At 54.8% G+C, this 13,916-nt stretch carries 14 protein-coding genes; 8 read left to right on the top strand and 6 right to left on the bottom strand.

Annotated elements, in window-relative coordinates:
- Positions 1–67: 67 nt before the first annotated feature.
- Both GJ1_RS18510 and GJ1_RS00895 read left to right on the top strand, forming a co-directional pair.
- Positions 68–232: a hypothetical protein gene (locus GJ1_RS18510; RefSeq protein ID WP_167346069.1), complete on the top strand. Its 165-nt coding sequence runs from the start codon at positions 68–70 to the stop codon at positions 230–232.
- Between the two features lie 379 nt (positions 233–611).
- Complete coding sequence (locus GJ1_RS00895) at positions 612–2,081, top strand: alanine/glycine:cation symporter family protein (protein ID WP_066227206.1); 1,470 nt, start codon at positions 612–614, stop codon at positions 2,079–2,081.
- Between the two features lie 217 nt (positions 2,082–2,298).
- Here the strand turns inward: GJ1_RS00895 and GJ1_RS00890 are convergent, their stop codons facing one another.
- The 3 genes from GJ1_RS00890 to GJ1_RS00880 form a co-directional block, all read right to left on the bottom strand.
- The gene (locus GJ1_RS00890) at positions 2,299–2,646 is read right to left on the bottom strand and encodes a YcnL family membrane protein (protein WP_066227203.1); all 348 of its coding nucleotides are present in this window, start codon (positions 2,644–2,646) and stop codon (positions 2,299–2,301) included.
- Positions 2,647–2,740: 94 nt separating this feature from the next.
- Positions 2,741–3,112 carry an ArsR/SmtB family transcription factor gene (locus GJ1_RS00885; protein WP_044732397.1) on the bottom strand — a complete coding sequence of 124 codons (372 nt, stop codon included), beginning with the start codon at positions 3,110–3,112 and terminating at the stop codon, positions 2,741–2,743.
- Positions 3,075–3,500, bottom strand: a complete 426-nt coding sequence (locus GJ1_RS00880; protein WP_066227199.1) for an SRPBCC family protein — start codon at positions 3,498–3,500, stop codon at positions 3,075–3,077. Before GJ1_RS00880 ends, GJ1_RS00885 begins: the two co-directional genes overlap by 38 nt.
- A gap of 285 nt (positions 3,501–3,785) precedes the next feature.
- Here GJ1_RS00880 and rlmD point away from each other — a divergent pair, with 285 nt between their 5' ends.
- Positions 3,786–5,174 (top strand): 23S rRNA (uracil(1939)-C(5))-methyltransferase RlmD, encoded by a 1,389-nt coding sequence (gene rlmD / locus GJ1_RS00875; RefSeq protein ID WP_066227197.1) that lies wholly within the window; start codon positions 3,786–3,788, stop codon positions 5,172–5,174.
- A gap of 170 nt (positions 5,175–5,344) precedes the next feature.
- Here rlmD and GJ1_RS00870 read toward each other — a convergent pair whose 3' ends face one another.
- Together GJ1_RS00870 and GJ1_RS00865 are read right to left on the bottom strand one after the other, a co-directional pair.
- Positions 5,345–6,109, bottom strand: a complete 765-nt coding sequence (locus GJ1_RS00870; RefSeq protein WP_174520087.1) for a sporulation protein — start codon at positions 6,107–6,109, stop codon at positions 5,345–5,347.
- 109 nt (positions 6,110–6,218) lie between these two features.
- A complete protein-coding gene (locus GJ1_RS00865; RefSeq protein WP_066227195.1) occupies positions 6,219–7,082 on the bottom strand; it encodes an NAD(P)-dependent oxidoreductase in 864 nt (287 codons plus the stop codon).
- Between the two features lie 131 nt (positions 7,083–7,213).
- Here GJ1_RS00865 and GJ1_RS00860 point away from each other — a divergent pair, with 131 nt between their 5' ends.
- Positions 7,214–7,663, top strand: a complete 450-nt coding sequence (locus tag GJ1_RS00860; RefSeq protein ID WP_044732394.1) for a (deoxy)nucleoside triphosphate pyrophosphohydrolase — start codon at positions 7,214–7,216, stop codon at positions 7,661–7,663.
- 66 nt (positions 7,664–7,729) lie between these two features.
- Here GJ1_RS00860 and GJ1_RS00855 read toward each other — a convergent pair whose 3' ends face one another.
- Complete coding sequence (locus GJ1_RS00855; RefSeq protein ID WP_066227192.1) at positions 7,730–8,911, bottom strand: Gfo/Idh/MocA family protein; 1,182 nt, start codon at positions 8,909–8,911, stop codon at positions 7,730–7,732.
- Positions 8,912–9,199: 288 nt separating this feature from the next.
- Here GJ1_RS00855 and GJ1_RS00850 point away from each other — a divergent pair, with 288 nt between their 5' ends.
- Genes GJ1_RS00850 through GJ1_RS00835 form a run of 4 tightly spaced genes read left to right on the top strand, consistent with a single transcriptional unit; the run spans position 9,200 to position 13,883 of the window.
- Positions 9,200–10,243, top strand: a complete 1,044-nt coding sequence (locus tag GJ1_RS00850; RefSeq protein WP_066227189.1) for a nucleotidyltransferase family protein — start codon at positions 9,200–9,202, stop codon at positions 10,241–10,243.
- Entirely contained in the window at positions 10,240–11,427 is a 1,188-nt protein-coding gene (locus GJ1_RS00845) for a glycosyltransferase family 4 protein (protein WP_066227186.1), read from the top strand. Before GJ1_RS00850 ends, GJ1_RS00845 begins: the two co-directional genes overlap by 4 nt.
- Positions 11,408–12,523 (top strand): AGE family epimerase/isomerase, encoded by a 1,116-nt coding sequence (locus tag GJ1_RS00840; protein WP_066227183.1) that lies wholly within the window; start codon positions 11,408–11,410, stop codon positions 12,521–12,523. Before GJ1_RS00845 ends, GJ1_RS00840 begins: the two co-directional genes overlap by 20 nt.
- Entirely contained in the window at positions 12,474–13,883 is a 1,410-nt protein-coding gene (locus tag GJ1_RS00835) for a phosphomannomutase/phosphoglucomutase (RefSeq protein ID WP_066227180.1), read from the top strand. Before GJ1_RS00840 ends, GJ1_RS00835 begins: the two co-directional genes overlap by 50 nt.
- Positions 13,884–13,916 lie beyond the last annotated feature (33 nt).

Below are 13,916 nucleotides of genomic sequence, written 5' to 3'. Positions count from 1 at the left end.
GCCGTGATGGCACGGATGGAGATGCGCTGTCTTTCCTAGGGGCAGTGCACGATAAGGAGCGCTGGGTATGAGCATTTCGTCTCTTATTTTGCTTTTGTTGGTCGTGTCGATCGTTTTGTCCGTGTATGGTGTTGTCCAAAAGAGCAAAGCCGCGAAACGGATCGCCTTTGGCCTCCTCGTAGTATCGATCGGATTAGCGGGTTTTGTCGTGTTTCTCATCGGCTATATGTAACAAAAGCCAAAGCCGAACGCACCGTTCCGTGTTGCTCGGCTTTGCGCTTGCGGCGATTCAGATGGGGATCATTGGGGGAGATGGGGCTCGCGCTCAAGGCCTCAAGGACTGGGATCCTGCGGCGTGGGGAGGCGGCCGTTCGGGGCGGATTCACCCGCCTTGCCTCATCCTATCATTTTTTGGTTTGAAAGTTATTTTGAAAAAATAGCGGAACAAACCATTTATTTTTTTATACAAGGACAAGTGGAGTGATATAAAGAAAATACAGAAAAAAATGATATATAAAAAAATTATTGAAGCCGAAATGTGTAATATTTATAATATTATTTGGTTATGTGTTATACAACAAAAGTAATTAGCTGGCATAGGAGGGATTGGGTTGATTGAAAAGCTCGTGGAAACGGTGAACGGGTGGCTGTGGAGCCCTTTCTTAATTGCTTTTATTGTATGTTGTGGTTTGTATTTTAGCATTCGCACCCGTTTCCTGCAAATCCGCCACGTGAAAGAGATGATCCGGCTTGTGACGACGGGGAAGGGCTCTGACGCGGGGGTCTCGTCCTTCCAAGCGTTGACGATGTCATTGTCCGGCCGCATTGGCGTTGGGAACGTGGCAGGGACGGCGACGGGGATTGCGTACGGGGGGCCGGGCGCGGTCTTTTGGATGTGGGTGATCACCTTTATCGGAGCGGCGACGGCGTATGTCGAGTCGACGCTGGCGCAAATGTATAAAGAGGAACAAGATGGACAGTACCGCGGCGGCCCGGCGTTTTATATTGAAAAGGGGCTTGGCTGGAAATGGTTTGCGGTGGTGATCGCCGCGGCGATCATTCTCTCCATGGCGGTGTTGATGCCGGGAATTCAGGCGAATTCAATCGCGGATGGCTTTGCGAATGCGTTTGGCATTCCGAAACTGGTGACGGGAATTTTCGTGATTGCCGTTCTTGGCTTTACGATTTTCGGTGGAGTGAAGCGGATCGCCAAAACGGCGGAAATCGTCGTTCCGTTTATGGCGCTAGGCTATTTGTTGGTCGCGATTGCGATTATTGCGGTGAATATTGAAAAAGTCCCGGATGTTTTTGGCCTGATTTTCAAAAGCGCTTTTGGCGCTGATCAAGTATTTGGCGGAATTCTTGGTTCGGCTGTGATGTGGGGCGTCAAGCGCGGCCTTTACGCGAATGAAGCCGGTCAAGGGACGGGCGCTCACCCGGCGGCGGCGGCGGAAGTGTCCCACCCGGCCAAGCAGGGGCTTGTGCAGGCATTTTCGATTTATTTGGATGTGTTCTTGGTGGTGACGGCGACCGCGTTGATGATTTTGTTTACGGGTCAATACAATGTGATCAATGAAAAAACAGGCGAGCCGATTGTTGTGCATTTGAAAGGGGTGGAACCGGGCGCGGGCTATACGCAGGCGGCGGTTGACACGCTCTTCCCGGGATTCGGTTCGGCCTTTATCGCGATTGCCCTTTTCTTCTTCGCTTTTACGACGATGTACGCGTATTACTATATTGCCGAGACGAACCTCGCTTATCTCGTGCGCAGTGAAAAGAGGGGAATCGCCTTCTTTGCCCTCAAAGTGATCTTTTTGGCCGCTACTTTCTATGGAACGGTCAAAACGGCCACGACAGCGTGGGCGATGGGCGACATCGGGCTTGGCATCATGGTGTGGCTGAACTTGATTGCGATTCTGCTGCTGTTTAAGCCTGCCTATATGGCCCTAAAAGATTATGAAGAACAGCTGAAGCAAGGGAAAGATCCGGAATTCAACGCGTCGAAATACGGAATCAAGAACGCGAAATTCTGGGAAAATGGATATAAGAAATGGGAAGAAAAGAAGGAAAAAGCGTTGTAACCGATTCAATGGTTCAAGGGTGTCCCAAAAGCGGCGGGACGCCCTTTTTCCATCATAATCTATACGGATGAGGAACACTTCCGTGAGGCAATCTCTAGCGATTGTCAGTGATGCGCTGCCGCAAGTGGTTCGCCACCAATGCTTCGATTCGTGGCGGGAGGTTCAAACTCCTGCATGGCAACGACGCGCCGCAACGTTCAGTTCCATTTCGGAGGCGCTATATCTTTTCCTTCACCTGAAAGCGCCCTTTTTTGCACAGGATTATGGCGTTTACACGTTCGTAAAGCCAATAAATGGGATAGAGTGTAACAAGAAACACGATGATTGTCGGCACGTGATCGACGATTGGCCAATAAGCGGCTGCATATGCCTTGATTCGGACGGTCACGAAAATAAACAACGGGACGATGCATGCGGCGGCCAGCAGCAAAAACGGGGTGACTCTCGTTTCTTTCAGCTTCACATCGCAATACGGGCATTTCATCGTCCAAGGCGAGGAAAAACGCATGACATCTTTGACTGTAATTGGATTTGTGCATTGCGGGCAAGAGATGAAAGGTTCCATTCTTTTCTTCTCCTTCCTTACAGAGCGATAGGGGGCGTGTAGATCATCGCTTGAACCGTCTTTGCACCCCTGTGAATACATGCGATTTTTGTCATCATGATGGCTCCTCATCCGCTTCCACCAAATGCTTGAGAGCTGCAAGCCGTTCATCCCAATACTGTTCAAAGAAAGAAAGCCATGTTTTTAGTTCGGCGAGAGGTTCGGGCTCTAGCTTGTACCTCGTTTCACGCCCTGCTTTTCGACAGCTGACCAAACCCGCTTCCGCTAGTATATGAAGATGTTTGTTGACGGCTGTGCGGCTGATCGGAAAGAATTGGGCAATCGCGGCAATCGACAATTCGTTGTCGGCCAAAAGCTGCAACATCTGGCGGCGGGTTGGATCGGCGATGGCGTGAAACACATCGTGCTTCGGCACGGAAACGGCCCGTTTATCCTTCGATGTATGCGGGAAGTTTTTGGTTGACAATGTTCTCCCACCCGTCATCCATAATGTGGCGAACGACTGTGTGAGGCTGCCCAAATTCCGTTGTTTTGTCTGCGTTCCATCCGGAATGGATCAAGGTGAATTCTGTTTTTCCATCTTCTAATGCTTTTAATACAAACGTAAGGTGCCAATCTTTTCCCCAGTCAAACCCCAAGCGGTTGGGTGGATCGAGCTCCGTCACTTTGCATGGCGAATCGCCGAATGGTCCTGCGTGCAAAACAAACTGATGACTTAAAACCGGCTCGAACGTATTGGGCATCCACCACGCCGCAATGCCTTCGGCTGTCGCCACCGCTTTCCATACTTTTTCAATGGGGGCATTCAGCACAATCGTTTTGCGGATTTCCGGCAATGTCGGTTTGGTTTGCATTATGACCCCTCCGTTAATTTGACACTAATAGGTGTCAAAATGAATATATCACCTTTTGGTGTTGAAAACAAGCGGAAGCGTATGAAGCCTTCCTTGTTCCATCCGCCTTTCCGATCGAATCCCTGATTTTCCAAGGGGAATGATGTTTGCCGTTTTCAATGAAAGTCGTTCCTTGTTATAATGAAAAACGTATGTTTCCGCCAAGCATAAGTCCGTTGCGACAAAGTGCACAATACACTCAAGAATGAAATACAGCCGATTCATTTAAATAAAGGAGGGAAACCATTGGGTGGCGTGACGAAACATTCGTTTGTGGCAGAAGTTCATCAGTTGGATAAAAAAGGAATTGGACAAACCGTCGTTTGGCATGAAGAGGACGGAAAGAGAAAGAAGCTCAAACTCGCCATTCCGTCTACCCTCCCGGGTGAGAAAGTGCGGGTCGCGATCGACGAGCCGAAACGGCGCCGGGCGATCGCCCGCTTAGAAGAAGTGATGGAACCGCACCCGGAGCGGTTGGAGCCGCCGTGTCCGCATTTTGACCGCTGCGGCGGCTGTGTGTGGCAGCACTGGCACTATGCAGGGCAGCTGCGCCATAAAACGGAGCATGTCAAGACGCTCTTGAAAGAGCACGGATTTGACCCTGGCGTTGTCCGCGATACGATTGGCATGGAACATCCGTGGCATTACCGCAATAAAATGGAGTTTACGTTTTCTCCTGAAGGCTTGCTTGGGCTGCACGAGCAAGGAAACTTCCGGCAAATCATTTCGTTGGAAACGTGTCTCATCGCCGGGAAGAACATCGTCGAAGCAGCCATGGAAGTGGCGAGCTGGGCCCGTGATCATCGGTTGCCTGGGTATCACAAAGATACCCATGAGGGGCTGCTTCGCCACCTAATGGTGCGCGAGTCGTTTGCGACGGGGGAGGTCATGGTGGCGCTCTTTGCGACCGAGGCGCCGGAAGGGGAGCTGAAAGAAGCAGCGGCCGATTTGACGGAGCGGATCACCAAAGCGCTCCCGCAAGTGAAAAGCCTGCTTTGGCTTGAGAATCGGGCGTGGGCGGACCGCACCCAGGCGGAACAAACCCATGTGTTGGCCGGGCGCGATTTTATTTACGACGAATTGTGCGGGTTCCGCTACCGCCTTTGGTTTGATACGTTTTTCCAAACGAACCCGGTGCAGGCGGAAAAATTGGTGGAGCTGGCGCTTGAGATGGGAGAGCCGAAGCCGGATGAGAAAATGATTGATCTCTTCTGCGGGGTTGGGACGTTTTCTCTTCCGTTTGCCAAGCGGGTGAAGGCGTTGGCGGGCATTGAAATCGTCGAGACATCGATTGAATCGGCGAAGCGAAATGCGAAGGACAACGGCATTGACAATACGTACTTTTTAGCGCGAGACGCGCGGCGCGGCATTGATGAGGTATTGGAACAGTTCGGGCGGCCGGAGCTGTTGCTTCTTGACCCACCTCGCTCAGGGGCGGGCGGGAAGGTGATGCGAAAAATCGGTCGGGCGCGGCCGGAACGGGTTGTGTATGTCTCATGCAACCCGGAGACGTTTGCGGCCGATATTACGGAATTAGTTCCGTTCGGCTATACGTTGAAAACCGTCCAGCCGGTCGATCTGTTCCCGCATACGGCGCATGTCGAGTGCTGTGCGTTGCTTGTTCGGGGAGCATGATGGAAGGAATCCCGTTTCTTGGATAGGGAGAAACGGGATTTATTGTTTTCGCCATCCTTTTTGAAATAAATAGAAATCATTTACAGGGATAGATGTTCACTCTATGCCCACATACCAACTCCAAAGACGGAAGGAAAAGGATGACGGACGATCCTTTTCGTTTTCTCCGTCTAGCTGTACTTCTTGATCACATCTGCCAGCAATTGCGGCAATGTGGGGATGTCGCCTGCGCTGTATGTGAACCGGACAAACGTCTCGTCCATATCGAGCGCCTCTGCGAACAACCCGGAAAGTCCACGGGCCTTGCGGTCGATTTCCAAAAGAACGTCCACGCTGCGTTCAGAAACAAAGAAAATGGCTTCCAATTCGTCGAGGCGGCCTTTGAATGCTCCGCTTGCCGGTTTGAATTCAAATTCTTGGACAAACGGCAGCCGCCGCTGCCCATAGCGCGGCGCTTGTTCGCATTGGACGTGGCGGAGGCGGAATCCTAATTGCTCGGCTGCCTTGAGAAACGCCGTGACAAGCGGGTGCGGCTCGATGGTGAGATAGTCACGGTCTTGCGGATCGAGCGCCATTTTAATGTCAAGACCGGTCTGCAGCCACACTTTCGAGGTGCCGAGCGTAACCGGCACGTCGTACGGTAAGGCGAATTGAAACGGAATGGTCTTTGTATCATTCGGTCCAATCGTCAGCGAGTCGCTCACTTTGTACCGCGCCAGCACCGCTTTTTCCTCATATTTTTTATCATCGATTTCGCGAATGTAGGTCGTGACTAACGCCAAATAAATTTCGTCAATGTGCTGTTCAACGTTGCCGCCGCGGATGTCGACAATCCCTTCGACTGTTTCGCCTTGGACGTATTGCGCTTTCGCTAATTTCGTATCAACAGTGGCTGCTCCGATGCCGATAGAACTTAACAGTTTTTTGAACAACAAGTTCTCCTCCTTGTCATCGATTTCAGTTGAGAATACGGAGCGCCTGGTGAAAAGGTTCCGTCCTTCTTAATTAAAAAGGCGGGAACGATGCCGTCCCGCCCCTTGCCTGTCATTTTTGGCCTGACAACAGCCGATAAACGGCCGAAAAATCGTCTTGCCCCCAGCCGTATTGTTTGGCTAGGCCATACAGCTCTTTGGCCAAGTTCGCCAGAGGCAGGGTGATTCCGCGCTCATACGCCGATTGGGCGACGAGGTGCAAATCTTTGTGCATATGTTCGAGCGGAAACTCAGCCGGAAAGCGGTTGTGAATGATATAGTCTTTTTTCCCTTGTAAAAACGGTGCGGCAGTCGGCGTGTTGAGCAACATGTTCACTACCGTTTCTTTGTCAAATCCGAGCGCCTCGCCAAGGGATACTGCCTCGGAAAAGGCGGCCATCGCTTCAGCCAGCATCAAATTGACAACGAGCTTCATCATGGTTCCTTTCCCGTTTTCGCCTAAGTGATGGACGGCTTTGCCCATTACATGAAGCAGCGGACGGATTTCGTCGACATCTTCTTGGCGGCCGCCGACAAAAAACACGAGCTCTCCTTTTTCCGCCGGAAGTTTCGACCCGGCAACCGGGGCGTCGATAAAACGGATGCCCCGCTCCGCGCACTTTGCCGCCATTTTGCGTGTAAAGGCGGGGTCAACGGTGCTGCAATCAACCCATAGTTTCCCTGCCGACAAATAGGGTAGAAATCCATGTTCCTTGAGCGCCATCGTTTCGACTGCCTGCGGATTGGCAAGCATGGTGAAAATGACGTCAGACTGTTCCGCTGCCTCTTTTGGCGAGTTGGCCCACTTCGCACCTTTCTGAAGAAGCGGTTCCGCCTTTTCTTTCGTTCGGTTGTAGACGATGAGAGAATAGCCGCTATTGAGCAAGTTTTCCGCCATGCGGCTGCCCATAATGCCAAGGCCGATAAACCCGATCATGTTTTGCCCTCACTTTCCTTCATGGTTCTACTGTTGAGAGTAACATAACACCGAAAAGGGTTCCACTATTTTGGAAAACGGGGAGGTTTTTGCTACAATGGTTGGGAGATAGTAACAAGGAGCCGATCGTCATGAAACGAACCATCTATGTCGTCGGGGCAGCCATTCGCAATGAACGCGGGGACATCCTATGCGCCTTGCGCGCTCCCGACATGTCGCTGCCAAACGTTTGGGAGTTTCCGGGCGGCAAGGTGGAGGAAGGGGAGAGCCCCGAAGAGGCTTTAGTCCGGGAAATTCGCGAGGAGCTTGGCTGCACGATTTCCGTTGGCAAACTGTTGGCGGATGTATGCCATGAATATGGACATGCCATCGTGCATTTGCGGACGTATGAAGCCCGCTTAGTCGATGGGGAGCCGCGGGCGCGGGAACATGCCGAGCTTAGGTGGGTGCCGCTTCAAGCATTGCGCTCGCTTGAGTGGGCGCCGGCGGACATTCCGACTGTTGAGGCGCTGTTGGTCGAGGGGGGAGCGCAGAAGGGCGTTTTTGATGTTCTGATGAGACCGAGATCTATCGCCGATTGAGGTGAAGAAAGCCTGGTTGCGGCCGTTTGCCATGTGGCCGCACCAGGCTCTTTTTGTGTCAGCATGTTAGCGGATGTCAAGTGGGTCGACTGCTTTACCCGTCACGGTGCACGTTTCGGCTAGGGCGAGATCGGCGGCGGCGTCTTCGGCGGTGACGAGCGCGCGCGCGTTTGGATGCTCGATTAAGCGGCAAAAGTCAAGAAAGCGCGCTTGGGCGATCGCTTCGTACCAGCCGTGGCGGTCAGAGAGCACAACGGTGCGCTCGTACGGGCGGCGCGGAGCGGCTGAAGGTTCCGTGGGCGGCAACAGCCGGTCGGCCGCTTGCTGCAGTTGTTCGATAGCGTCAGCCGACGGCTTTGTCGGGATGGCGTCAAGCCAGGCGTCAATGCAGGCTGCCTCCTCGTCAGAGACGAGGCCGGAGACGGACAGCCGCATCGGAATCCACCCGTCAAGCACGATGCGCCCGCGCGCCGTATGAATGTCCCAGTGCGTCGACTCTGAGGCGGCAGGGTCCATCGTAAAGCCGTGGTAATAATGGACGGGGATGCGCCGGCCCTTGCCTTCATGGATCACAGTGGCTCCGACGCGCGGCCGTGTGCCGTCTGTTTCCCTTAACGCGAACCCGTGCGCTTCGACGGCTTCGCCGAACCAGTCACGGCCGACTTCAAAAAAGTGGACGCCGTGTTCAATGAGAATGCCTCCGCTTCGCCGCTCGTCCCAAAACCAATGGCCTTCCGCGACGCGGTGAGCCGCGTTGTGAAGGCTTGCGTAGTCCACTGGTCCGAGAAGCGTGCGGTGGATGAGTTGCTTGACGGCTTCAGCGAGCGGATGGTAGCGCAACACGAGATTGACAGCCAGCCCCCGTTTTTGGCTGGCGGCAAGTTCCATATTCGCCCGCAGCGCCTCGGCGGTGAGGGCGCCTGGCTTTTCAACGAGCACATGTTTTCCTTCCTCAAGCGCCCGTTTCGCGAGCGGGGCGTGCAAATGAGGCGGGGTGGTGAGAATGACGATGTCCAGATGTGGGTCAGCGATCAATTCTTCAGCTTCACGGTATTCGCGCACGTCGCCCGCCTGCGGCTGACGGCGAAGATAGGCGTCGATGACGCGCTGGCGTTTTTCGTCCGTCCGCCCAGCGACAGCGGCGAGATGGAAGGAAGGAAGCGGGGCGAGCGCGCCGGCGAGAAATTCAGCGAATGCCCCGGCGCCGGCAATGCCAATGCGGTAGCGGAAAGATGATGAAAAAATCATGGCGTATTCTCCTCCTCCCTCACATATATATAGCATTAACGATATTGATTATACCGCAAAGAAAAAGAAGAACGAGAAAATGAAAGTTTCTAAACTTGTAGACATCAATAATGATTCATCGACACCGTTCGACAATCATTTCACTTGCATAGGGAGAGGAATATTATGTATATTATTATTAGCAACCATCACAGCCGAGTGCTAGCAATCTATGAATCCTTTCATTTTCTCGTTCATCCGTCAAAAATGTGTCTATTTTTGTGAAAAAAGATATGGAGGGATGACGAAATGAAAGCATTGTTGCTGGCAGGAGGATTAGGTACGCGTCTTCGTCCATTGACGGAAAACATCCCCAAACCGATGGCCCCGATTGCGAACCGGCCATGGCTTGAACACCTCATCGTTCATCTTCGCGACCAAGGAGTCAACGAATTTGTCATCGCCGCACATCATTGTTCAGAAGTGATCCGTCGCTATTTCGAAGATGGGAAGCGCTGGAACGTCAAGATTACATACGCGCTCGAACCGTTCCCGCTTGGAACGGCTGGGGCGATCAAAAACGCCGAGCGCTGGCTGAATGAACGTTTTCTCGTGTTTAACGCTGACATCGTGCATTTGCCGCAACTCATTCCTCTGCTTGATTTTCACCGCCAGCACGGCGGCATGGCGACGATTGTGTTGACGGAAGTCGATGATCCTTCGTCTTATGGAGTGGTAGAACAAAATGACCGCGGACAAATTTTGCGCTTTGTCGAAAAGCCGCGCCGCGAAGAAGCGCCGTCCAATCGTATCAACGCCGGTATGTACATTTTCGAGCCGGACGTGATGCGCTACATCCCGGCTGAGCGGGAAGTATCGATTGAACGCGAAACATTCCCGTTGCTGATCGAGAAGAACGTCGGCGTGTATGGCGTTGTCAGCAACGGATACTGGCGCGATATGGGGACGCCGGCCCGCTACCGCCAAGTGCATTGGGATGCGTTGAGCCGGGAGTTTCCGATTCCGCTCAAAGGGCGTGAAATTCAGCCGGGCGTGTTTGTTGGCGAAAACGTGGAGATTGGGTCTGGCGTCTTGTTTGTGCCGCCTGTGCTCATCGGCGACCACGTGAAAATCGGTTCGCAGGCTGTCATCGGTCCGAATGCGGTCATTGGCGACCGCTGCCAAATTGGCGCCCGCGTCCATTGCGCGCAGACGATCGTTTGGGACCGCTCCGTCATTCGCGACCGCAGCCGGCTGCAAAACAGCATTTTCGGCTATCGGACGGTGACGCCGGCGGGAGAAGTGTTCGAAGATTCGATTATTAATCAGTTCAAGGAGGCGGTGCAAGCATGATTCGAATTGCCTACGTCAGCACGTATCCGCCGCGGCGGTGCGGGCTGGCGACATTTACGGAACATTTGCGGAAAAGCATTGATGGCGTCCGGGGCCCGTCTGATGGCGACCGCGTGATCGTGTTGTATAACGAAAGCGACGGCGATGACGCCTATCGCCACGACCCAGCGTATTGGCCGCTTCCGGCGCAAAACCGCGCGGCGTATGCCGAGATGGCCAAACGGGTGAATGAAAGCGACATCGACGTCGTTGTGCTGCAGCATGAGTTCGGCATTTTCGGCGGGGAGGCCGGTGAATACATTCTTGATTTCATCACCGCGCTCAATAAGCCGCTTGTGACAACGTTCCATACCGTGTTTGCCGCGCCCGAGCCGCCGTATCGCCCGATTCAAGAGAAAATCGCGGCGGCGAGCGATGCGATCATCGTCATGAACCGGCAGGCGATTCCATACTTAGTGCAGGCGTTCGGTGTTCCGGAGGAGAAAATCGTCTACATCCCGCACGGCGCTCCGAGTCCAAGCAGCGAAAATCGCGATTCGCTTCGCAGCCGCCTCGGATTCAGCGGCCGCAAAGTGATGTTGACGTTTGGCTTGCTCAGCCGCGGCAAAGGCATTGAGTCGGTCTTGGCTGCGCTTCCGGGCGTCGTCCGCAAGGTGCCGGAAACGCTGTATGTCATTGCCGGCGAGACGCATCCGGAAGTGAAAAAGCGGGAAGGAGAAGCGTACCGCGAGGAGTTGCAGGCGCTCATTCACCGGCTTGGGCTTGACCGCCATGTCCGAATGGAAGACCGGTATTTTGGCGAAGAAGAGTTGATTGATTACTTGACGGCGTGCGACTTGTATGTCACTCCGTATCCGGGCATGCAACAAATCACAAGCGGCACGCTCGCCTATGCGGTCGGCGTCGGCCGTCCGGTCGTTTCGACGCCGTATGAGCATGCGCGCGACTTGTTGCAAGGTTGTGAAGAGCTGTTGTTGCCGTATGGCGATACGGCCGCTTGGGAAGAGCGGCTCGGGCAGCTGTTGGCCGACGAGGCGGCGCTGAAGCGATGGGAGGAAAAGGTGCGCCAAATCGGGGCAAACACGCATTGGCCGCGCGTCGGCGAACAGCATGTCGCTTTGTTTGCGCGCGTGTGCGCCGCGAAACGCGGGGAGGTGAAGACGGTTGGCACCGTCAGTCATTAAGTTCGATCACCTCGAGCGCATGACTGACGACACCGGATTGCTCGAGCATAGCCTTGGCCGCATCCCGCGCCGGCGCGAGGGTTATTCGACCGATGACAACGCCCGCGCCATTTGGGCGTGTCTGGAATGGATGGCGCTGTGCGAAGACAAAGGAGAAAAAAGGCGGCTCTACCGTTTGCTTGACCGGTATTTGGCGTTTTTGCTTTGGGCGCAAAACGATGATGGCACGTTCCATAACAACTTTTTCTTCGACCGGACAAAAGAAGAGGAAACACCGTCAGACGACTGCTTCGGGCGGTCGTTTTGGGCGGCGGCGCTGGCATACGTTCGCCTCAGCGATCCGGCGCGGCGCGAGGCGGCAGCGGATATGTTGAGGCGGGCCATGCCGGCGGCATGGGAGCTTCGCTCGCTGCGCGGTGTCGCTTGGGGATTGGCCACTTGCGGCGTCTTATTGACAGAAGGCCGCCCGTTTGGCATCGACGAAGAGGAAGTGGCGGCCTTGGCCGCACGGTTTGAAGAGCGGCTGCTTGCGGCGTATTGGGAGCACGCTGATGACGACTGGCATTGGTATGAACCGGAGCTGACGTACGCCAATGGGGTGCTGCCGTGGGCGCTTTGGACCGCATACCGGCGCGCGCCGCGGAATGAGATGAAGGAAGCGGCGGAAAAAAGCCTTGCTTTCCTTATTGAAAAAATGAGTGGACCAGGCGGCGTCATCCGTCCGATCGGCAACCACGGCTGGTGCACCCGCCGCTACCGCGCCGATTGGGATCAACAGCCGCTTGATGTCATGAAGCTCGCCTTGGCGGCGCGCGAAGCGTATTGGGCGACGGGCGACGAGCGATATCGCGGCGTTGTCCGCCGCTGCCTCGCCTGGTTTTACGGGCAAAACGACGGCAGGGCGCCGCTTGCGGACATCAGCGACGGCAGCTGTTGCGATGGGCTTGGCCCGAACGGCCCGAACCCGAATCGGGGGGCGGAGTCAACATTATCCTACTTGTTAACAGCAGCAATCGCTCAATCGATTTCGGTGGAGGTGGTTGTCGATGAATCCATCAACAGCGAGACCGTTCGCATGGCCAGCACACGTGTTTAAAGAATACGACATTCGCGGACGAGCCGGCGAGGAGCTTGACGAGCCGTTTGCTTATTGGCTCGGACGGGCCTTTGCCGAAATGATGCAAAACGAAGGTGAGAAGAAGGCGGTTGTCGGTCACGACAATCGTCTGTCATCGCCTTGTTTACATCGGGCGCTCAAAGACGGGCTGCTCGATGGCGGTTGCGATGTCGTCGACATCGGGCTTTCGACGACGCCGATGTTTTACTACAGCTTATACTACACGAACATTCCATGCGGCATGATCATCACCGCCAGCCATAACCCAGGTGATGAGAACGGATTTAAAATCGCCATGGGGAAAACGACGATTTATGGCGAGCGCATCCAAGCGCTGCGGCGGGCGATGGAGCGGCTCAGCCAGGAACAGCCGCGTCCTGAAACAGCACGGGGGCGCGAGGAAACGCTTGACCTTGCTCCGGCATATATCAAGATGTTGAAGGAGAAAATCCAACTCGGTCCGCGCAAGCTGAAAGTCGTCGTCGACTGCGGCAACGGCACCCCATCGATCATTGCGCCAGAAGTGCTCAAAGAATGGGGATGCGATGTCATCCCGCTCTACTGTGAATCCGATCCGACGTTCCCGAACCATCATCCGGACCCGGTCGTGCCCGAAAACTTAACGGATTTGATTGAGATGGTGCGCAAGGAGAAGGCGGACCTTGGCATCGCGTTTGACGGCGACGGCGACCGGATCGGGGTCGTGGATGAGACAGGTGCGATCCGCTGGGGCGACCAGCTGATGGTGCTGTTCTGGCGTGAGATTCTTGAGCGTCACCCGGGAGCCGACGCGCCGGTTGAAGTGAAATGCTCGCAGGCGCTCGTTGAGGAAATTGAGCGGCTCGGCGGGAAGCCGTTCTTCCATCGGACCGGTCACTCGCACGTCAAAGCGACGTTGCGCCGCCGCCCGGAGATTCCGTTTGCCGGCGAAATGTCCGGGCATCTATTCTTCAACGACGAGTTTTACGGCTACGACGATGCACTGTACGCCGCCGGGCGGCTGCTTCGTTTATTGTCGCACGATGAGCGCCCGCTGTCTGAGTGGTTTGCCGATGTGCCGCATTACGTTGCGACGCCGGAGACGCGCGTCGCCTGCCCGGAAGAGAAAAAACCGGCCGCCATTGCCGCGGTGAAAAACCGGTTTGCCGGCCGTTATCCAGTCGTTGACGTCGATGGCGCCCGCATTCAGTTCCCGGACGGTTGGGGGTTGGTGCGGCCGTCGAACACGCAGCCGATTCTCGTCTTGCGCGCGGAAGCGAAGACGGAGGAAGCGCTGGCGGAGATTAAGCGGCAGCTGGCTGACTGTCTCCATGCTCTTGAATTGCGCATCGACTGGTGAGATGATTGAAATGCTTTGGCGCATTCTCGATGG

This window comes from Geobacillus jurassicus NBRC 107829 (genome assembly GCF_001544315.1).
GTDB classification, from domain to species: Bacteria; Bacillota; Bacilli; order Bacillales; family Anoxybacillaceae; genus Geobacillus; species Geobacillus jurassicus.
Note: the sequence above shows the minus strand (reverse complement) of the source record. Positions and strands in the feature narration are given on the sequence as shown.